The organism is Clostridium acetireducens DSM 10703 (assembly GCF_001758365.1).
Classification (GTDB): Bacteria; Bacillota; Clostridia; order Clostridiales; family Clostridiaceae; genus Clostridium_C; species Clostridium_C acetireducens.
The window spans coordinates 18308-38490 of sequence record NZ_LZFO01000025.1; the positions used below are offsets into that span (position 1 = coordinate 18308).

At 25.6% G+C, this 20183-nt stretch carries 20 protein-coding genes and 1 pseudogene; 5 read left to right on the forward strand and 16 right to left on the reverse strand.

Annotated elements, in window-relative coordinates:
* Window positions 1–44 precede the first annotated feature (44 nt).
* The 5 genes from CLOACE_RS08265 to CLOACE_RS08285 form a co-directional block, all read right to left on the reverse strand.
* Window positions 45–1223 (reverse strand): aminotransferase-like domain-containing protein, encoded by a 1179-nt coding sequence (locus CLOACE_RS08265; protein WP_070110631.1) that lies wholly within the window; start codon window positions 1221–1223, stop codon window positions 45–47.
* A gap of 25 nt (window positions 1224–1248) precedes the next feature.
* The gene (locus CLOACE_RS08270; protein ID WP_070110632.1) at window positions 1249–2145 is read right to left on the reverse strand and encodes a phosphate acyltransferase; all 897 of its coding nucleotides are present in this window, start codon (window positions 2143–2145) and stop codon (window positions 1249–1251) included.
* A gap of 15 nt (window positions 2146–2160) precedes the next feature.
* Complete coding sequence (gene buk, locus CLOACE_RS08275) at window positions 2161–3222, reverse strand: butyrate kinase (protein ID WP_070110633.1); 1062 nt, start codon at window positions 3220–3222, stop codon at window positions 2161–2163.
* A 38-nt stretch (window positions 3223–3260) separates the two neighbouring features.
* Window positions 3261–4691 carry a Na+/H+ antiporter NhaC gene (gene nhaC, locus CLOACE_RS08280; RefSeq protein ID WP_070110634.1) on the reverse strand — a complete coding sequence of 477 codons (1431 nt, stop codon included), beginning with the start codon at window positions 4689–4691 and terminating at the stop codon, window positions 3261–3263.
* Window positions 4692–4900: 209 nt separating this feature from the next.
* The gene (locus CLOACE_RS08285) at window positions 4901–5695 is read right to left on the reverse strand and encodes an IclR family transcriptional regulator (RefSeq protein ID WP_070110635.1); all 795 of its coding nucleotides are present in this window, start codon (window positions 5693–5695) and stop codon (window positions 4901–4903) included.
* 240 nt (window positions 5696–5935) lie between these two features.
* Between CLOACE_RS08285 and CLOACE_RS08290 the strand changes: the two genes are divergently transcribed.
* Window positions 5936–7267, forward strand: a complete 1332-nt coding sequence (locus CLOACE_RS08290) for an MATE family efflux transporter (protein ID WP_070110636.1) — start codon at window positions 5936–5938, stop codon at window positions 7265–7267.
* 91 nt (window positions 7268–7358) lie between these two features.
* On the opposite strand, the gene CLOACE_RS08295 is transcribed toward CLOACE_RS08290, so the two are convergent.
* The gene (locus CLOACE_RS08295) at window positions 7359–7877 is read right to left on the reverse strand and encodes a spore maturation protein (RefSeq protein WP_070110637.1); all 519 of its coding nucleotides are present in this window, start codon (window positions 7875–7877) and stop codon (window positions 7359–7361) included.
* An 11-nt stretch (window positions 7878–7888) separates the two neighbouring features.
* On the reverse strand, window positions 7889–8464 hold the full coding sequence (locus tag CLOACE_RS08300) for a nucleoside recognition domain-containing protein (RefSeq protein ID WP_070110638.1): 576 nt from the start codon (window positions 8462–8464) through the stop codon (window positions 7889–7891).
* Window positions 8465–8595: 131 nt separating this feature from the next.
* On the opposite strand from CLOACE_RS08300, the gene CLOACE_RS08305 reads away from it, so the two are divergent.
* Complete coding sequence (locus tag CLOACE_RS08305) at window positions 8596–8838, forward strand: metal-binding protein (RefSeq protein WP_070110639.1); 243 nt, start codon at window positions 8596–8598, stop codon at window positions 8836–8838.
* 41 nt (window positions 8839–8879) lie between these two features.
* On the opposite strand, the gene CLOACE_RS08310 is transcribed toward CLOACE_RS08305, so the two are convergent.
* Together CLOACE_RS08310 and CLOACE_RS08315 are read right to left on the reverse strand one after the other, a co-directional pair.
* Window positions 8880–9749 carry a polysaccharide deacetylase family protein gene (locus tag CLOACE_RS08310; RefSeq protein WP_070110640.1) on the reverse strand — a complete coding sequence of 290 codons (870 nt, stop codon included), beginning with the start codon at window positions 9747–9749 and terminating at the stop codon, window positions 8880–8882.
* Between the two features lie 512 nt (window positions 9750–10261).
* Window positions 10262–10909 carry a class I SAM-dependent methyltransferase gene (locus tag CLOACE_RS08315; RefSeq protein ID WP_070110641.1) on the reverse strand — a complete coding sequence of 216 codons (648 nt, stop codon included), beginning with the start codon at window positions 10907–10909 and terminating at the stop codon, window positions 10262–10264.
* Between the two features lie 170 nt (window positions 10910–11079).
* Between CLOACE_RS08315 and CLOACE_RS11800 the strand changes: the two genes are divergently transcribed.
* Together CLOACE_RS11800 and ispF are read left to right on the forward strand one after the other, a co-directional pair.
* Complete coding sequence (locus CLOACE_RS11800; protein WP_175429452.1) at window positions 11080–11241, forward strand: hypothetical protein; 162 nt, start codon at window positions 11080–11082, stop codon at window positions 11239–11241.
* Between the two features lie 61 nt (window positions 11242–11302).
* A complete protein-coding gene (ispF, locus tag CLOACE_RS08320; RefSeq protein WP_070110642.1) occupies window positions 11303–11779 on the forward strand; it encodes a 2-C-methyl-D-erythritol 2,4-cyclodiphosphate synthase in 477 nt (158 codons plus the stop codon).
* 19 nt (window positions 11780–11798) lie between these two features.
* On the opposite strand, the gene argF is transcribed toward ispF, so the two are convergent.
* The 5 genes and pseudogenes from argF to CLOACE_RS08345 all read right to left on the reverse strand — a co-directional run bounded on the left by argF (window position 11799) and on the right by CLOACE_RS08345 (window position 17318).
* Window positions 11799–12794 carry an ornithine carbamoyltransferase gene (gene argF, locus CLOACE_RS08325; protein WP_070110643.1) on the reverse strand — a complete coding sequence of 332 codons (996 nt, stop codon included), beginning with the start codon at window positions 12792–12794 and terminating at the stop codon, window positions 11799–11801.
* Between the two features lie 16 nt (window positions 12795–12810).
* Window positions 12811–14022, reverse strand: a complete 1212-nt coding sequence (gene arcA / locus CLOACE_RS08330) for an arginine deiminase (protein WP_070110644.1) — start codon at window positions 14020–14022, stop codon at window positions 12811–12813.
* A gap of 144 nt (window positions 14023–14166) precedes the next feature.
* Window positions 14167–14718: a DUF1836 domain-containing protein gene (locus CLOACE_RS08335; protein WP_070110651.1), complete on the reverse strand. Its 552-nt coding sequence runs from the start codon at window positions 14716–14718 to the stop codon at window positions 14167–14169.
* Between the two features lie 535 nt (window positions 14719–15253).
* Window positions 15254–15889, reverse strand: a pseudogene (gene fsa / locus CLOACE_RS08340) (fructose-6-phosphate aldolase); the annotation flags it as partial.
* A 49-nt stretch (window positions 15890–15938) separates the two neighbouring features.
* Entirely contained in the window at window positions 15939–17318 is a 1380-nt protein-coding gene (locus CLOACE_RS08345; protein ID WP_070110645.1) for a tRNA nucleotidyltransferase/poly(A) polymerase-related protein, read from the reverse strand.
* A 519-nt stretch (window positions 17319–17837) separates the two neighbouring features.
* Here CLOACE_RS08345 and CLOACE_RS08350 point away from each other — a divergent pair.
* Window positions 17838–18083: an AbrB/MazE/SpoVT family DNA-binding domain-containing protein gene (locus CLOACE_RS08350; RefSeq protein WP_070110646.1), complete on the forward strand. Its 246-nt coding sequence runs from the start codon at window positions 17838–17840 to the stop codon at window positions 18081–18083.
* A gap of 87 nt (window positions 18084–18170) precedes the next feature.
* Here CLOACE_RS08350 and CLOACE_RS08355 read toward each other — a convergent pair whose 3' ends face one another.
* Window positions 18171–19247, reverse strand: coding sequence for a C40 family peptidase (locus CLOACE_RS08355; protein ID WP_070110647.1), 1077 nt, complete (start codon window positions 19245–19247; stop codon window positions 18171–18173).
* Window positions 19248–19388: 141 nt separating this feature from the next.
* The gene (gene rsmI / locus CLOACE_RS08360) at window positions 19389–20069 is read right to left on the reverse strand and encodes a 16S rRNA (cytidine(1402)-2'-O)-methyltransferase (protein ID WP_070110648.1); all 681 of its coding nucleotides are present in this window, start codon (window positions 20067–20069) and stop codon (window positions 19389–19391) included.
* Window positions 20070–20183 lie beyond the last annotated feature (114 nt).

Consider the following 20183-nt stretch of genomic DNA (forward strand, 5'->3'; position numbering starts at 1 on the left):
TTTACCACTATAGCAACAGGTCTCCAAACTAGAATTACTAATTTTTAAATACTTTCTTTTAGTAACTCTGCTAATATCTTTATTCCTTTTACTATTTTGTCATTTTCCATAGTAGAATAATTCAAGCGTAGTGAGCTTTCACAATCTCCCTTAGGATAAAATGAACCTCCTGGTACAAAAGCAACTTTTCTTTCAATTGCTTTTTTAAGTAAATCTCTTGTATTTATATGAGATGGCAACTCTACCCATACAAACATGCCACCTTCTGGATAATAATATTTTGCTTCTTTAGGAAACTCTTCTTTTATTACCTTTATCATTAAATCCCTACGTTCCTTATATACCTTTTTAATTTTATTTAGATGTTCCTCAAGGTCATTTTCATTTAAATATTCATCTATTTGCATTTGAGCTAACTCCGCAGACTGTAAATCTGAAGCATTTTTTAAAAGTTCATACTTTAATATAATATCTTTATCTGCGCATACCCAGCCTACTCTTAAACCAGGAGATAAAATTTTAGAGAATGAGCCTAAATGAATTACTCTACCATCTGTGTCCAATGATTTTATTGACGGAACACGTTCTCCTTCAAATCTTACCTCTCCATAAGCATTATCTTCGATTATTGGTAAATCATATTTACTTGCTATCTCTATAAGTTTTTTACGTCTTTCTAATGACCAAGTTCTACCAGTAGGATTTTGAAAGTTAGGAATTACATAAATCATCTTTGCTTTTGGCGTATTTTTTAATACTTCTTCCAATTCATCCATTAGCATACCTTCATCATCACCATTTACACCTACAAAACTAGTTTCAAAAGGCTTAAAAGCTGCTAAAGCACCTAAATAACTTGGATTTTCTGTAATAATTACATCATCTGAATCTAAAAACATCATAGTACTAAGTGTTATTGCCTGTTGCGAACCTGTTGTTACTGCAATATTATCTATTGTAGCCTTAACACCTTCTCTAGCCATAAGCTTAGTTATTTTTTCCCTTAAAGAAGGTCTACCTAATGTAAGACCATATTGCAAAGCAATACTTGAATTTTCTTTTAAAACTTTATCTGTTGCAACTCTTATTTCCTCACTTGGAAAAAGATTTGGATCAGGTAATCCACCAGCAAAAGATATAGTTCCAGGGTTTGCAGCAATCATTTTCATAACTTCTCGAATATCTGAAGGTTTTAATTCCTCCATTCGATTAGCAAATTTCATTTTACTTCCTCCTTTAACTTAATATTTATATATTCGAAGCCAAACATGCTAGAGCTATTGAATTTACCTTTATCTCTGCAGTATCTGACCTTGAACCTAAAATTATTGGGTTAGATCCTCCTAATATAATTCCTGCCCATTTGGCTTTATTAAAACGAAGCCATGATTTTCCTAACACATTTCCTGTTTCTATATTAGGAAATACTAATAAATCTACATCACCTGCAATACTACTATTAATACCTTTGTGTTTTGCAGCATTTTCATTAAATGCAACATCAAATGCAATAGGTCCTTCTATAGTACATTCTGGAATTTCTCCCTTTCTTACTAATTTTACAAGACCATCAGCATCTACAGTTGATGATACTTTAGGATCTACCATTTCATTAGCTGCTAATGCAGCTACTTTAGGCTTGTCTAAGCCTGCACTCTTCAAAGCTAATAATGCATTAGTTAATATATCCTTTTTCTGATCTAAATTTGGATTAACATTTACTCCACTATCAGTACAGTAAAGCAATTTGTGGTATCCTGGTAACTCATATACCGCTAATAAGCTAAGTAATCTACCAGTTCTTAATCCATGTTCTTTATTTAAAACTGCTCTTAAATAAGTCGAAGTATTTACCAAACCTTTCATAAGAACCTGAGCTTCTCCACTACTTACAACTTTAACTGCTTCTAAAGCTACCTCATCTTTATTAGCAACATGAATTATTTCAAATTCTTTTAACCCTACATCCTTGGTCATACTTTCTATATTTTCCTTTTTGCCTACTAATATAGGATATATTAAACCTATTTCTGTAGCTATCTTTATGGCCTTTAGTACCTCTTTATCCTCTGCTTGAGCTACACTTACTTTAAATCTTCCAATACCTTTTGCTTTTTCTAATAAATCTTTAAAATTTTTAATCATTTTATCACTCCTAACCTAATTATATATTTTTGCAACTTCTTCACCATTTAATACTCTTAATGCTCCTAAAGCCAATGCTTCCATTTCCATTTCTCCAGGAATAATTTTTATAGGAGCCATATAACTAATTCTATTTGCTATCTTAGAAGTTACTAATTTAGAATGAGCTATACCACCAGTTAATATTATTTTATCTATTTTTCCCAAAAGGCTTGCTCCATACATAGAAATTTCCTTAGATACTTGATATATAAATGCATCCATAATAAGCTTTGCTTTTTTATCTCCATTTTCTATCATATTTTCAATCTCTATCATATCTTTTGTTCCTAGATAATCATACATTCCACCTATATTACTAACCTTATTTACCATTTCTTCTAAGGTGTACTTTCCAGAATAACACAATTTAATTAATGGATAAGTAAGTAACCCACCACTTCTTTCTGGTGAAAAAGGTCCATCTGATCTACCACCACTTCCATCTATCATCTGTCCATTATTGTGAGCTACTATAGATATTCCAGAGCCTAAGTGTGCAACAATAAAGTTATAATCTTCATACTTTCCACCCATCTCTTCTGCAACTTTTCTACAAACTGCCTTATGATTTAAAGAATGTAACCAGCTAGCCTTTTCAATATCTGATAAACCTGTTATTCTAGATATATCTTGGAATTCATCCACTGAAACTGGATCAACTACAAAAGATGGTACATTAATTTCTTCAGCTATATTTTTTGCTAAAACTGCTCCCAAATTAGAAGCATGCTCTCCACTGATTGCATTTCTTAAATCTTCTATCATTTTTTCATTTACATAGTAGGTTCCACCTTTTATAGCTTTCATAAGTCCTCCCCTACCTACAACACAGTTAAAAGAGTTTATTGATAAATCGTTTTCTTTTAAAGTATTTAATATTAAATCTTTTCTATATTTGTATTGCTCAAATACAGTTTTAAAATCATTTAAATCATCCTGTGTATGCTTTATGTTTTTCTTGAAGATTTCCTTTTTGTCTTGAAATATAGATACTTTGGTAGAAGTTCCTCCTGGATTAATAACTAAAATATTCATATGATTTACTTTATCCTCCTTTTTATAATATTTTTATACTAAAAGGTTTTTGATTTATTTATGTTTACTTTTTCTTTAATTGGTTTACTTTCCCACAATACAAATATACCCATAAAAGAAAATATTATTGATACAAGCGGATTTATATAATTCAACAATGCATAGGGGGCATATTTAAATGTTTCAATTCCAAGTGTAGAAGCTATAAAAGCTGCTCCAGCTGTCCAAGGTATAAATGCTTCAGTTAAAGTTCCTCCTTCTTCTAAATACCTACTTAACATAGATGGCTTTAGTCCTTTTTTCTTAAATTCATCCTTATAGAGGTTTCCATTAAGAATGAGACTTAGATATACTTCCCCCATAGCAGCATTACCAATTATAGTAGATAGAATCACTATTATCGATAATAAGCCTGTGTTATGGACTTTATGTATAAAACCATGTATTAATGACTTTAAATAGCCAACATGTCCTAATACTCCACCTAAAGATATTGCAATAAAAGCTAAAGAAAATGTCCACATCATTCCTTGTATGCCACCTCTATTAAGAAGCCTATCTACTAACTCAACTCCAGTATTTCCTGAATAGCCATAATTTATTGAAGATATAACTTGATTTAGAGTTGTATGTTGAACTACTACTGCAGTGATAGCAGCTACTGCAGCTCCAATTACCATAGCTGGTACCGCTGGTGTTCTTTTAATATTTAATGTAAACAATACTATCATTGGTAAAAATACTATTAGGTTCATATTAAAATTTGCTCCTAAAGTATTTATCAATAAATTGACTTCTTCTGTGTTTATAATGCCTCCAGTATATCTTAATCCAATTAACGTATATATAATCAATGCTATTATATATGACGGAATTGTTGTATAAGACATAGATTTAATATGGTCATATAAATCAGCTCCTGCTGCTGCTGCTGAAAGATTTGTAGTATCAGATATAGGTGACATTTTATCTCCAAAATATGCTCCCGAAATTATCATTCCTGCTGTTATAGGTGCAGGAATGCCTAATCCACTTCCCATGCCCATTAAAGCTATACCTATAGTACCTACTGTACCCCAAGAAGTTCCAGTTGCCATTGAAGTCACGCTACATAATATAAGTCCTATTGGAAGAAACAATTTAGGTTTAATGAACTGAAGTCCATAATAAATAATTGCTGGAACCGTTCCTGAACTCATCCAAGAACTAATTATTACACCAATTAAAATAAATATCATTAAGGCAGGCATTACTTCACTGATACTTTTTTTCATACCCTCTGTAAGCTCCTCAAAGCTATATCCAAGCTTATATGACATAATACAACTAAAGCTTAATGCAATAATCAACAATACATGTAAATCTGCATCAAATAATGTAATTCCAAGAACTAGAATTGTCATTACTGTTAAAATTACAAATAAAGAAAATTTAAAGCTTGGTTGTATCTTTTTTTTACTGGTTCCCATAAAATTTCCTCCTAATTAATTTTTATCTATATGGTTTTCTACAAAAGTTATATTTCATCAGCAGAACATCGTTCCAATTATTAAATAAATAAAAATTTTTTGTTGCATTAATTATATTCCATTTTTAGAACATCGTTCCGAAAATAAAGTAAATAAAAATTTTCTTATTCAGGTGGAACATAGCACCACCTGATTTTACACTATATTACCTACTTTATGCCTTCTTCCCAATTAATTTCTTTTATAACCATACTAATTTTTTTCGCTGTTTTTACTAACTTTGATATTTTAAAATCAAGATCTTCTTTAATTATTCTAGAAGTAGGTCCTGATATGCTAATAGCTGCAATCGAATTACCATATTTATCTAATATAGGTGCTCCTATACATGTTAATCCAATTTCTTGTTCCTCATTATCAATTGCATATCCATTTTCTCTTACTTTTTTAATCTCATTAAGTAAATCATCCCAGTTAGTTAATGTATTCTCTGTATACTTTTTTAAAGACTTATGTGAAAGCTTTTCAAAGTTAATATCCTTTGAAAATGCAAGTAAACATTTTCCCACAGCTGAAACATGTATGTCAGAGCTAGAACCAATATTAGGATTTACTGAAAGTACTTTTTTGGTGTCAACTTCTTTTAATATTATAATACTTTTATATCCGTTTCTTGAACTTTTATCTAATATAGAAACGTTAACCACTTCTTGAAATTCTTCAAAAAGTTCTTTAGCATAAGGCTTGATTAAATCAATCAATGATAATTTTTCACCAATAAGCAATCCCATAGCATAAATTTTAATTCCTAACCAATACTTGCCATTATCTTTGTTTTGATAAACAAAACCTTTATTTTCTAAAGTAGCTAAAGATCTATGAACTGTACTTTTATACAAATCTAATTCTCTAGCTATATCAGAAACTCCCATTTCTTTACCATTATTATATAAAGCTAATAGTATGTCTATAGCTCGATCAACAGAAATTATTATTTCTGACAATATTTTTCCCTCCTAAATAACAATAACAAACTATATCGTAACGCCGTTCCGTATTTATATCTTACCAACTATATCTTATTTTGTCAATAGTATTTTTTACCATATTATTCTTTATACAAAATTTTTATTAATTATTGTTACATTTGGTGTTAAAATTATACTACTAGGTTGTTTACTGTAATAAAATAATATAAAATATAATATATCAAAATTTCACATAATTATAAAGGAGATGTATGTGTGCTATATAAGAATTCTATAAAAGATGTTTTGAAATTAGCAATTCCAGCAGTAGGTGAAATGATACTTTACATGACTATATGGGTACTTGACACAATTATGGTTGGACAATATGGTGGAAAATTATCTGTAAGTACTGTGGGAATAAGTTCTGAAATAATATATACATTCATAAACATATTTATTTCTGTAGGAATTTCTATAGGCATAGCTTCTATAGTAGCTCGTAAAGTAGGTGCTAAAAAATATGATTCTGCCAGTGAATATGCTACTATAGGTTTTTCAATAGGAATGTTAATTTCCCTAATAATATTTTTATGCATATTTATACTTCCTGATAAAATATTAACACTAGCAGGTGCTGAAGAGGATGTAATAAATTTAGGTATTATTTATATGAAAATTGCTAGTATAGGAATGCTTTTTAACATGCTTATGAATATGTTAAATGGAGTCCTTAGAGGCTATGGCAATACAAAAACACCTCTAATTGCCTCCATTATAATAAATATAATTAATTTATTTTTAGATTATTCACTAATTTTTGGTCATTTTAATTTCCCAGAGTTAGGTGTAAAAGGAGCTGCAATTGCAACTTCTATAGCACAATTTTCTGGTTTTTTATTTATTGCCTTTTATACTTATAAAACTTCTAAAATAAAAATAAACTTCTTATATTTAAAAAATATTAAAAAGCATAAATTAAAAGAAATATTAAAATTATCTATACCTTCTTCTATGCAACAAGGTTCTTTAGATTTTAGTAGACTTTTAAGTACTTTTATAATTATGAGAATAGGTACAGTTGCTTTTGCCGCTAATCAAATAACAACTACTATAGAATCCTTATCTTTTATGCCTGCATGGGGATTTTCAGTAGCTGCTACTACTTTAGTTGGGCATAAAATTGGTGAAAAAAATATAAAAAAAGCAAAAGAGTATGCCTATACTTGTGCAACACTAGGCTGTCTATTAATGCTATTGTGTTCTATATTATTTTTATCTGCACCTAAATTCTTAATTTCATTATTTATTAAAAGCTCTGAAAAAGAAGTTATAAATTTAGGAATCATTTGTCTTATGATAGCTGCATTAGAACAAGTTCCTATGGGAATTTCTATGATATTAGGAGGTGCTTTAAAAGGATACGGTGATACAAAAACTCCTTTTGTTATATCTTTAATATCTAGCTGGCTTATTAGACTTCCTTTAATATTTTACTTTATAAGTATTTTAAAATTATCTGTTATTTATGTATGGTGGATTACTTCTATTCAATGGATATTTGAGGGTTTAACAATATTCTTATTATTTAAGAAAAAAATTAATTAATATATAAATAAGAATTATAATTATGTTGTTAAATAAAAAATGATTGAGATAATTAAAAATAATCTCAATCATTTTTTATTTAACAACATAATTATACGAAAAACTTAAAAATATTTGCAGCTGTAATTATAGCTACTATGTCAGCAATAATAGCTGCCCAAAGAGTATGCCTTATTTTTTTAATTCCTACAGAACCATAGTAAACACTTAATGTATAAAATATAGTTTCTGTAGATCCCATAATTATAGATGCTAACATTCCTATATTTGTATCTACACCATAGTTTTTTAATATATCAGTATATACTCCTAAAGATCCACTACCAGACAAAGGTTTAATTAAAATTAAAGGAAGTAATTCTGAAGGAATGCCTAATAAATCAAATATTGGTTTAAATAAAGTTATTAGTAAATTTAGCACATTGGATTCTCTAAGTACGCTTACTGCAACAATCATAGCTAATAAATAAGGAAATATTTTTATACATACATATAAACCTTCCTTAGCTCCCTCTATAAAACACTCATACACTTTTACATTATTTATAAAACCATAAAAAATAATAGAAATAACAATTATACATACAATACTTTTAGCAATATATCCCACTAATTCCCTCCTTAAAAATATCTTTGTAATATTTTACAACATATTACCCCAACAATAGCAGAAAAGCCAGTAGTTATTATAGTAGGAATAATAAATACTGCTGCATTTTTAGAGTTCATTGCAGCTCTTATGGATATAATTGTAGTTGGTATTATTTGAATACAACAAGCATTTAACACTAAAAATAATGCCATATCATCCGTAGCAGTGTCCTTTTTTATGTTTAACTTCTGTAGCTCTTTCATGGCTTGTATACCAAAAGGTGTTGCTGCATTAGATATCCCCATCATATTTGCAGTTAAATTCATAATTATAGCTCCCATAGCTTTTTCGCTTTTTGATACATTATTAAATATAAAACTTAAAATAGGATTTAATAATTTTGATAACTTTTTGGTAAGTCCGCTTTTTTGTGCTATTTTCATAATTCCACACCAAAAACTCATAATTCCTAACATAGCTATAGTTAATTTTACTGTAGAATCTGCTGAACTCACTATAACTTTGGAAATTTGATCTCCTTTGCCAGTTACAAATCCTATTGCTAATCCGAAAAATAAAATAAAAAACCATATAATATTTATCATAATATCTCCCCTTAATAAATTTTATAAATTATTATAATATTTATTCCATTTTTCTATATATTTATTATTGAAAATAAGATATTATAGTGTTAACATTATTATTGTTGTTATTTTTTATTAGGAGGTCTCAAATGAATATTAGAGATATAATGAAATATATAGAAAGCGAATATTCAGTTATTAATGATACTCCCTGTGAAATTTGTGGAGGTAATTATATAGCAGACTGTTTAGAAATAGATATTATAAATGGATTTCCTTATGATGTATGTACCTGTGTATGTGAAAACTGTGGTTATGAAAAGACATTTACATTTTCTGCACCTTTTATAGATGAAAATCATTTCAAAAAAACTAAAAAAACTATGAATTAAAAAGAGAGAAAACATTTTAAATTTTCTCTCTTTTTAATTCATTAATAATTAGCATTATTTATTCTTCTTTTAAACTCATTTAAATCTGCATTTCCATTTATATAAACTCTATTTAATTTATATAATCCATTATCTTTATTTGCCCATCCTGAATTAGTAGTAAAAGCCATAATATAATCACATTCTTTTAAAGCTTTTATTGTATTATCATTCCACATACCATAAGGATATGCCAAGTATTTTACCTTATTATTTAACATTTTTTCTAAATCATTTTTAGATTTTTTTAAAGTTTCTAATTGCTCATTATAAGTTAATTCATACAAATTATCATGCTTCAAAGTATGACTTTGTATATCTATACCATTAAATTTCATTTCTTTTATTTGATTAGAAGTTAAACAATTTACATCATTATCTATTGTACTGGTAACTACAAATATAATTGCATGAAAATCAAATTTTTTTAATATGGGATATGCATTTTCGTAATTATCTCTATACCCATCATCAAAAGTTATTACTAATGACTTTTTTGGAACAGGCTTATTATTTATAAAAAACTCATATAATTCATCTAAAGTTAATGTGGTATAATTATTTTCTTTTAGGTATGTCATTTGCTCTAAAAACTTATTTGTAGAGACCCTTAATTCACTATCTTCTTTATTATCTATAGAATGATACATAATAACAGGTATACTTTTATCATTATATATTACTTCACTACAGCTAAAGTTTCTTTTTTCTAAATATTTATTTTTATGTTCTTTTACTTTACTTTTATTATTAACTACATTAATGTTTTTATTATATTTTTCACTCTTTTTATTGTTGATTAACATAAATGCTAATGTTGAAGATATAAATATTAATAAAAAAATTAATATTATTTTTTTTGTTAACGACATAAAATTCTCCCTTCTATAACTTTTATTTATTATTAATTATACTATAATTTTTAAGTATTTTATTCACATCTAGTGTATAAAATAGTGTTTATATCTTCTTAATTATATGTTAAAAACATTTAAATACCAAAAAAAATTGTGATTTTATATTAGTTATCAACATTATCCACAATTACCTTGTTGATAACTTGTGTGAATATTGTTGATTTATGTTATATTTGATTATTTTATACGTTATTTTAATATACAATTTATTTTTTATAGAGTACAATTAGAATTTCCGCTTTATATTATCAACATTATCCACAGAATTGTTGATAACTTGTGAATAAGTTGTTATATTTCGAATATTACTAAAATTATTAACATTTTTATTATTAGTTCATATAATAATATTACCTTTAAAGCCCATTTGTATAGTCTTTCTTCTCCTCAAAAAAATTTAGAAAGGAGTGAAAATTTAATATATATTTTACTTAAATAAAAATAATACTGGGTATAAATACCCAGTATTATTTTAAAACCATTATTAAATTTTCATCATTATTGAATCCATAATAATATGCTTCTTTTTTATGAAACATATCTTTACTTTTAAAAATATTTAAATTAAATCCTGCTTTTCTTAATTTTTTAAAAAAGTCTCTTCCGTAAATTCTAAAAAAAATTTGTTGATTTTTATATTCATACTCTTTTTTTAATTTCTTGGAATACGATGTTTGTATTATTGCTTTACCTCCTCTTTTTAATATATTGTATAAATGCTTTATTATTTCATCTTCATTTTTTATATATTCAAATACATTGTTACAAATTATAAAATCAAAATAGTTTTTTTTAAAACCTATATTTTCTGACTTTATATCTTTATAGAAATTTGCACTTGTATAATCTATATTTTTAGATTTTAATATACTTTTTAAATGCTCATTAGGATTTATACATAGTAATTTTATCCCTTCATCAAAATCTTTCCATATATTTAATTTATTAAAAAACAAGACTAAATGCCTTATTTTATCATCACATTTACAATAGGGACAATTATAATTTTCTAAATTGCTTCCTATTATTTTATATTTTTTTACTAATTTACTTTCTAAATTATATATATATTTATTAAACTTTTTGCCACAAATTATACATTTATGTTTTTCCATATTATCACTCCTCGTTTAATTACTAAAAATATTAATATATTTACTTTATTATATTTTATAAAAATATATTTGTGTATGAAAAATTTTTAGAATTTTCTTAACATTTTTTATATTTCGTGATATTATATAATAAATAAGTTATTTATTATATACGAAAGGTGGTCTCATTTATGAAAAAAGATAAAATTATATATGTAAATTTTAAAAAACATAAGAAAAAAAACGAAAAATTTTATATTAGATTTATTGAAAAAATAAAGAGTATATTTCACCTTTCAAAAAACAAATCAAAACTTAATAATTTAATAAAATATAATAAAAATATATCTTAATAAAATAAATCTATTGTATAATCTATAATTTATAGTTAATATATATTTGAGGTGTTTACAAATGAGAGTTGGAATAGGATATGATGTTCATAAATTAGTAGAAAACAGAAACCTAATATTAGGTGGTGTAGAAATAAACTATAAAAAAGGATTACTTGGTCATTCTGATGCAGATGTTTTGATTCATTCCATTATGGATTCACTATTAGGTGCAGCTTCTTTGGGAGATATAGGAAAATTATTTCCAGACAATGATGAGCAATATAAAAATATATCAAGTTTATTACTTTTAAGTAAAGTTAAAAATATTATATACTCTAAAGGATATTCTATAAATAATATTGATAGTGTAATAATAGCTCAAAAACCAAAACTATCACCCTTTATAAATGATATGAAAAAAAACATATGTACCATATTAAATATAAAAGAAGATCAAATAAATATAAAAGCTACTACAGAAGAAGGATTAGGATTTACAGGAAAAGAAGAAGGTATAGCTGCTCAAAGTATATGTATGCTAAAAAAAATCTCTTGATATTTTATCAAGAGATTTTTTAAGCCATTGTAGATACTAATATAGCCTTTATTGTATGAAGTCTATTCTCTGCTTCTTCAAATACTAAAGAATATTTACTTTCAAATACTTCATCAGTAACTTCCATAGAACTAATTTTATACTTTTCATATATTTTTTTTGAAACTTCAGTATTTAAATCATGAAAAGATGGTAAACAATGCATAAATTTCACATTTTCATTTTCTGTGTTTTTTAACATATCCATATTTACTTGATAAGGTTTTAATAATTTTATCCTTTTTTCCCAAACATCTTCTTTCTCGCCCATAGAAACCCAAACATCTGTGTATATTATATCTGCATGTTTTACGCCTGCATTTATATTATCTGTTATAGTTATATTTCCATTGTTACTCATGGAAATATCTTTGTACTTATCTACTAAATCTTTTTTAGGAAATAATTCTTCAGGAGAAATTATTCTAAAATCCATACCTAACTTTGCTGCTCCTATCATAAGAGCATTAGCCATATTATTTCTTCCATCACCTACATAAGCAAATTTTAATTTTTCTAAAGGAATATTTATAAATTCTCTTGCTGTTAAAAAATCTGCTAATATTTGTGTAGGATGATCTTCATCTGTTAGTCCATTCCAAACAGGTACTCCTGAGTACTTATCTAAAGTTTCTACTATTTTCTGACTAAATCCTCTATATTCTATACCATCATACATTCTGCCTAAAACCCTAGCAGTATCTTTAGTTGATTCTTTTTTCCCTATTTGACTTCCTGTAGGACCTATGTAAGTTACATTGGCTCCTTGATCATAAGCTGCCACCTCAAAAGCACATCTAGTTCTTGTAGAGTCCTTTTCAAAAATTAATGCTATATTTTTTCCTTTTAATTTTTGTACTTCTGTACCAGCATATTTAGATTTCTTTAAATATTCTGCTAAATCTAATAAAAATTTTATGTCTTTTGATGAAAAATCCATTAACGTTAAAAAGCTTCTATTTTTTAAATTGAACATATTATCTCTCCCTACTTTAGTACTCTAAATTTTCTCTAAATAGAGGCATAGACATACATCTAGGTCCACCTCTTCCTCTAGATAACTCTGAAGAAGCTATAGGTATAACTTCTATATTGTGTTTATCTAATATATCATTTGTAGTATAATTTCTTTCATAGGTTATAACTTTTCCTGGTGACAAAGCTAAAGTATTGGCTCCATCATTCCATTGCTCTCTAGAAGATATTATTTTATCTCCTCCACCACATTTTATTATTGTTACAGGTCTATTTAAATATTTAGAAAGAACTTTTTCTATATTGTTACTTTCTTCTATTATATTTAATTTTTTATTTTCTTTATCATAAGATATTGAGGTAATTTTTAAACTTTTTTCTATTTCATTATGAATTATAAATTTATCATAATCTAACATAGTAAGTACTGTATCTAAATGCATAAATGCTCTAATTTTGGGTATCTCAAAACATAATATTGTTTTAAAATTGTCTTTCCCAAATATATTATTAGCTATTTTTAATATAGCTTCTTTATCTGTTCTTTCTGTATTTCCTATAGCTAATAATTCTTCAGATAAAACTAACTCATCCCCTCCTTCTATATTATATTTTTCAAATTCATCATACCATTTAGGTATATTTAAATTTTTAAAATTAGTATGATATTTAAATATATATTTTGCAAAAATACTTTCTCTTTTTCTGCTTTCATGCCTCATTGAATTTAAACTTATACCTTTTCCAATTGAAGCAAAAGGATCTCTCTGAAAATATAAGTTCGGCATAGGCTCCATAATAAAAGGATATTCCTCTAACTCTTCTTTAATATTTAAATCCTTTTTTCTAATACCTGCTATTAGTTTATCTATAATAGCTTTATCAGGCATACTTAATAAATATTCTTTTATTAAGTATGCTACATTTTTACTTTTTATATGAGACTTTTTTATAATATCTTCTAAAAATTCATTTTTTACTTCATTACTTTTAATTGCAGAGGCAGCTAAATTTTCTATATATAAAATTTCCACTCCATTTTCTTTTAAAACTTTAGCAAAATTATAGTGTTCTCTTTGAGCTATTTCTAAAAAAGGTATATCATCAAATAAAAGTCTCTCTAAATTATTAGGTGTTAAATTCTCTAATTCTTTTCCTGGCTTATGCAAAACAACCTTTTTTAAGTTCCCTATTTCTGAATAAACATTTATACCAAGCATATTATCCATTAAATATTTTCCTTCCTATATTAATTAAATTTAATACTTTAAAACTATCTTTCTTCATTTTATAAATATTTATTCTAATATTAAAAAAAGCCGTTAACAAATTATACTTGCAACAGCTTGTTTTACTTATTATTATAAAATTTTTTAATCTTGATACTCATCTACTATTTTTTGAACTAATTTCTTTATTATACTTGCCTCAGCAATAAGTGTCATAACAATTAAAAATACCATTATTCTTTCTTTATCTTCTTCTTTTAAATTTATATCCTGTATTATTTCGCTAAATTTTTCTTCCGTAAAATGATTATTATCTAAAAAATTTTCAAGACTTCTTTTTTCTATATCTGAAAATACTTTATAGGCTTTTTCCCATGATATAATATCATCACTTCTATCATTTATGTGATTAAATGCTAAATTAAACACCTTTGTTATTTCGTCTGTAGTAAGTATAGGACGCATATAGCTTACTAAAACCAATTGAACTAAATGTAACTTTGTATATCCTCTCTTTTTCCCTTCTTCTGGTTTGGATATAACCTCATTTTTTATATAATTTTGTACTATATTATTTGTATACTTTTCTTCTTTAAACTTATCTCTTAAATAATCAATAACTTGAGATAAAAATAAATCATATTGTGGTAAATCTTCATATGGAATTATAGTATTTTTAGATATTTCTTTTGCCATTTTATCAATATATCGTAAATAAAATTTTTCTTTTCCCAATTTAATAGACCTCCGTATATGTATATTTAAAGTAATTCAATTCTATAAAAAATAAATTTTCACTTATTACATTATAAATTATATATAATATTTTTACAATTTAATAATTGTATTTGAATATATTTAATTTTTAAAATACATAATATTTAAAAAATTAAAACAAGTTATCAACATTATCCACAATATAATTGTTGATAACTTGTTCAATACTCTATAAATTAGAATTTAAATTTGTATTATTGGAAATGTTATTATTAGGTATGTTATTTTGAACATTGCTTAGTGTATTATTGCCTTGCATATTATTTTGAGTATTGCTTGGTACAGTATTATTTTGCATATTATTTTGAGCATTACTTGGTATAGCATTATTTTGAATATTGTTTTGAGCATTGCTTGGTATAGTATTATTTTGAATATTGTTTTGAGCATTGCTTGGTATAGTATTATTTTGAATATTGTTTTGAGCATTGCTTGGTATAGTATTATTTTGTATAGATTTATTATAATCATCTAAAAATTTTTTTATACCTATATCAGTTAAAGGATGCTTTAACATTTGCATTAAAACTTTATATGGTATAGTTGCAATATCTACTCCTATTTTAGCACATTCAGCTATATGAGTAGTATTTCTTATACTAGCAGCTATAATTTCAGTGCTAATAGAATATTTTGTAAATACTTCATATATATCTTTTATAAGTTCAATACCACTTCCTCCAATGTCATCTATTCTTCCTAAAAATGGACTTACATAGTTAGCTCCTGCCTTTGATGCTAAAATAGCTTGTTGTAGTGAAAATATTAGAGTTATATTAGTCTTAATACCTTCCTTTGAAAGTATGCTTGTAGCCTTTAGTCCTTCTTCACACATAGGTATTTTTATAACTACATTTTCATGAATCTTTGAAAGCTCTCTTGCTTCATTAATCATATCATTGCATTTTAAACTAATAACTTCTGCATTTACAGGTCCATTAACTAAAGCACATATCCCATTTATAGTCTGTCTTAAATCCTTTCCTTCTTTAGCAATTAAGGATGGATTAGTTGTAACTCCATCTAGTATTCCCCATTGAGCTATTTCCTTAATTTCTTCAATATTAGCTGTATCTATAAATATTTTCATAAAACTTCACTCTGCAAATAAATTGTAGAGTATTTCACCTCCATATTAATTAAAAATATTTCTTGTTAGACCTAATATAACTTATTATATTATCCTTATCTTTTATGCCATTTATGTATGCTATTTTATTTATATAATCTATTACTTTTCCTATTTTGTTGGATTCAATTTCAATTACATTTTTTATTTCATCACCTTTTAATATTCTCTTATCTAATATACTTCTATATATATAATATTCTTTAAATAAGTTTTTTATAAATTTTTTATACTTTTCTAATTCATTTTCAGGATCCAAAAGACTTCTTGTGGCATAAACATCACAAAAAGATACTATTAAAATATATGGAACGTATCTATCATACTTGTAAAAAAAATTATAAAAATGTTTTTTATAATTACTATTGAAATTTTTAAAAATGCCTAAAGGATACATATGTGCCTCTATAACAGTAGTAATTAATTTTACTGCTTTTTTAGGAAACTTAAAATAATTACAAAAATTATTTGCTATTTTTGCTCCTGAAATATTATGACCATAAAAACTTACTTTACCATTATTATTTTTATAACATTTAAATTTTCCTATATCATGTGCAAATGTTGCAAAAGCAGTATAATCTTTTAAACAAAAACCTCCTAAATTTTTATTTAAAAACTCAATATTAAAACCCATGAATTTTTGTCTGTCTTTAAATATTTTTTTAAAATACTTATAAGATATATTCATATGAGTAAATGCATCTACAATGTGATATTTACATTTTCCTATACACTTTAAATCATCAATATACGGTAGTAAATTTTTTAATACATTATATTTATCTAATAAATCAAAAGCTATACCAGAATTATCACATTGAATTATATTCATAAATTCACTAAATACTCTTTCTTTAGCACATTTACTTATATTCTGTACTTGAAAAAATATAGTTTCCTCTGTGCTTTTAGTAAAATGTAATCCATACTTTATATAAAATCTTATACCTCTTAATATTCTTACAGGATCTTCTCCTATGACATTTTCATTTACTTGTCTAAGTGTTTTTGTCTTTATATCCTTTCTTCCTTCAAAAGGATCTATTATTTTATTATCCATTAATTTAAAAGCTATTGAATTTATAGTAAAATCTCTTTTAGCTAAATCTTCTTCTATGCAATTACCTTTCATTTTAGTTATATCTACTATTTTATCTTTAACTATAATTCTATATATACCTAACTCTTTATTTAATTGAAAAAAATTATATCCTTTGCTTTTTAATTTATCTATATACACATTTAAATCGCCTTTATATACTATATCAATATCCTTAGGTAATTCTTTAAAATTTAATAGTTTATCTCTTATGTATCCTCCTACTATATAAGCTTCTCCCCTACATATAATTAATAAGCTTATTAAATCTTCTACTATTTGTTTCATATACAACCCCGCTTTTATTAAAAAATTACTTTTTTTTTACATTAATATGTTACTATATAATTCTACACAAAATATGTAATTAAAACAACTGTATTTTATATAGCACATTATATTATTTATTATGTTTCCTTATTTTTAAAAAATTAAATTATTATATTTGATATAATTATTTATATTTTCGACAAGTCAAAAAATCAAATCCAATTAATTACTATTTTATTTTTTTAATATAATTAAGTATATTATTATTATATATATCTATTATTTTTACTATTCTTTAATAAATATCATTAAAGTATTGATAGTAGCTAATTTATTAATATAGTAAAAAATTGTATTATTCTACAAAAAGTATATTGACATTTGTATAAAATGGTAGTATATTAATTATAGGTAAGTTTTTATAATGAATTTGAAATTTTGTAAAAAATTTTAAAATTACATATTGACTTTTGATGTCAAAATTATTATTATCTAAATAGTATGTGTCTAAAAATGTTTTATTAAGGAGGAATTTTTATGAAATCAACAGGTGTTGTAAGAAGAGTGGACGAGCTAGGAAGAATAGTTATACCTATTGAATTAAGAAGAACATTAGATATAGCTGAAAAAGATGCATTAGAAATCTATGTAGATGGAGAGCAAATTATATTAAAGAAATATGAACCAGCTTGTATATTTTGCGGAGATGCAAGAGATGTTATAAATTATAAAGGTAAAAACATATGTAAAAAATGTTTGAATGAATTAAAAGAAGGAAGATAATTCATTTAATTCCCACATGATAAAATCATGTGGGTTTAATTTTGTATAAAAAAAGTGGGAATATATTCCCACTTTTTTTATACAAATTTACCTAACTCTTCTAGCTCCACTATAATCTGATCTATTTAAAGGTGATACTTTTATTACATCTCCAGTTCTAGGTGCATGTATATAACATCCATTTCCTACATATATACCAACATGATGAGCTGGTGATCCAAAAAACACTAAATCTCCGGGTTGAAGATCTCCCCTAGATACAGAAGTACCTACACCTTGCTGATCTGAAGCTATTCTAGGTAATCCTATTCCAAAATGTGCATAAACGTACTTAGTAAATCCTGAACAATCAAAAGCATCTGGACCATTTCCTCCCCATTGATAAGGTCTTCCTAAAAAGTTAGTAGCATATGCCACTATAGAACTGGAAGAAGTAGACGTAGACCCCCTGGAAGGAACATAAGATGGTGCTGAATTTCTTACTTGCTGTATGTTTGCCATAGATGACTTTACAACATTTCTAGAATTTACTGATTCTGGTGAATTATATAATTGAGCTGCATACATTCTTTCTTGTCTTTTTAAATTTTCTACTGCTTGATTTTGTTTATCTTTTGATGTATTTAATTCTTGCAATTTTTTTTCATTATTTTCTTTTAATGATATCAATTTAGATTTTTTACTATCTAGAGATTTTCTTTTATTTTCTATAGCTTGTTTTTTTTCATTAAGATCTGATATTACTTTTTTATCAAATCCTACTACTTTTTTAACTGTATCCACTCTAGATACAAAATCACTTAATCCATTTGAATCTAATAATACTTCTAAGTATCCATTAACTCCATTTATGTACATGGCTCTAACTCTTTTATTAAATAAATCTTGTTGACTTTCTATATTATCTTGAGCCTTTTTTAAATTTTGAGAAGTATCTTTTATTTCTTTTTCAGTTTTTGATATTTCTTTTTTATTATCTCCAATATTTGATATCATTGTTTCTATTTGATTGTCTAATTTTTCTACTTTAACTTCTAATTCTTTTCTTTGAGATTGTATATTATTTAAAGACATTCCGCTTTCACTTGGTGCTGCTAGTACCGTTCCGTTTACTGTCATAGTTAGCGCTAACGCTAAAATAACAGATAAAGCCTTTCCTTTCATCCTTTTACCCCCTGATATTTTTTATACTAGTTATATACATTATTATGTTGTAAAAAAGTATCATTAACATTATATCATTAATTATACATAAATCTCAATAATAAATTAACTTTTTATTAAGATTTAATATGCTATATATAATCATTCTATATGGATTGAGTGTTTATATACTTTTGATTTTGGCAAATTTCTATCTTTTGCTACCTTTTTTATTGCTTCTTTTTTACTTAATTTTTTTTCATATATATACTTTTTTATATGCTCAGCTATATCTAAATTCTCCCATTCTCTTTTTTTTTCTTCTAATATGTCTTTATAACTTTTTCCTTCTAATACCAAAACATATTCTCCTTTTGGAGAATTAACTTTATAAAAGTTAATAGATTCTTCTAAATATTCCCTCTTTATTTCTTCATGTAATTTAGTTAATTCTCTACATATAGCTATTTTTCTATTTCCTAAAGTATCTTTTAAAAATTCTAATGTAGCTAATAATCTGTGCGGTGATTCATAAAATATTAAAGTTTCCATTCTATCTTTTAAACTTTCTATTATGCTATTTTTATTTTTACTATCTCTAGGTAAAAATCCTATAAAAATGAACTTAGTAGTATCTAATCCAGAATGTACTAAAGCAGTAGTTATTGCTGTAGCTCCTGGTAATACTTCAATTTCTATATTATTTTCTATGCATTTTTTTATTAATATTTCTCCTGGATCAGAAATACCAGGAGTACCTGCATCACTTACTAAAGCTACGTTTTTTCCCTTTTCTATAATATTTACTAATTCACTACTTTTATTTAATTGAGTAAATTTCATATTTTATAATCATTGATTTTACTAACTTTTTTATTATTCAAAAAGGAAATTCACCCCAAAATGTCGAATATTTAAGTACCACCAAAAATACACAACAAAGAGGAGTGAATACTT

What these genes read in the sequence shown, in the direction of transcription:
- CLOACE_RS08300 (WP_070110638.1), bottom strand. Translation starts at nt 8,464, where the DNA reads ATGATAAATATTATATGGTTTTTTATTTTATTTTTCGGATTAGCAATA.
- buk (WP_070110633.1), bottom strand. Translation starts at nt 3,222, where the DNA reads ATGAATATTTTAGTTATTAATCCAGGAGGAACTTCTACCAAAGTATCT.
- ispF (WP_070110642.1), top strand. Translation starts at nt 11,303, where the DNA reads ATGAGAGTTGGAATAGGATATGATGTTCATAAATTAGTAGAAAACAGA.
- nhaC (WP_070110634.1), bottom strand. Translation starts at nt 4,691, where the DNA reads ATGGGAACCAGTAAAAAAAAGATACAACCAAGCTTTAAATTTTCTTTA.
- CLOACE_RS08315 (WP_070110641.1), bottom strand. Translation starts at nt 10,909, where the DNA reads ATGGAAAAACATAAATGTATAATTTGTGGCAAAAAGTTTAATAAATAT.
- CLOACE_RS08305 (WP_070110639.1), top strand. Translation starts at nt 8,596, where the DNA reads ATGAATATTAGAGATATAATGAAATATATAGAAAGCGAATATTCAGTT.
- CLOACE_RS08355 (WP_070110647.1), bottom strand. Translation starts at nt 19,247, where the DNA reads ATGAAAGGAAAGGCTTTATCTGTTATTTTAGCGTTAGCGCTAACTATG.
- CLOACE_RS08270 (WP_070110632.1), bottom strand. Translation starts at nt 2,145, where the DNA reads ATGATTAAAAATTTTAAAGATTTATTAGAAAAAGCAAAAGGTATTGGA.
- argF (WP_070110643.1), bottom strand. Translation starts at nt 12,794, where the DNA reads ATGTTCAATTTAAAAAATAGAAGCTTTTTAACGTTAATGGATTTTTCA.
- CLOACE_RS08335 (WP_070110651.1), bottom strand. Translation starts at nt 14,718, where the DNA reads ATGGCAAAAGAAATATCTAAAAATACTATAATTCCATATGAAGATTTA.
- CLOACE_RS11800 (WP_175429452.1), top strand. Translation starts at nt 11,080, where the DNA reads ATGAAAAAAGATAAAATTATATATGTAAATTTTAAAAAACATAAGAAA.
- CLOACE_RS08350 (WP_070110646.1), top strand. Translation starts at nt 17,838, where the DNA reads ATGAAATCAACAGGTGTTGTAAGAAGAGTGGACGAGCTAGGAAGAATA.
- arcA (WP_070110644.1), bottom strand. Translation starts at nt 14,022, where the DNA reads ATGGATAATATGCTTGGTATAAATGTTTATTCAGAAATAGGGAACTTA.
- CLOACE_RS08310 (WP_070110640.1), bottom strand. Translation starts at nt 9,749, where the DNA reads ATGTCGTTAACAAAAAAAATAATATTAATTTTTTTATTAATATTTATA.
- CLOACE_RS08265 (WP_070110631.1), bottom strand. Translation starts at nt 1,223, where the DNA reads ATGAAATTTGCTAATCGAATGGAGGAATTAAAACCTTCAGATATTCGA.
- rsmI (WP_070110648.1), bottom strand. Translation starts at nt 20,069, where the DNA reads ATGAAATTTACTCAATTAAATAAAAGTAGTGAATTAGTAAATATTATA.
- CLOACE_RS08345 (WP_070110645.1), bottom strand. Translation starts at nt 17,318, where the DNA reads ATGAAACAAATAGTAGAAGATTTAATAAGCTTATTAATTATATGTAGG.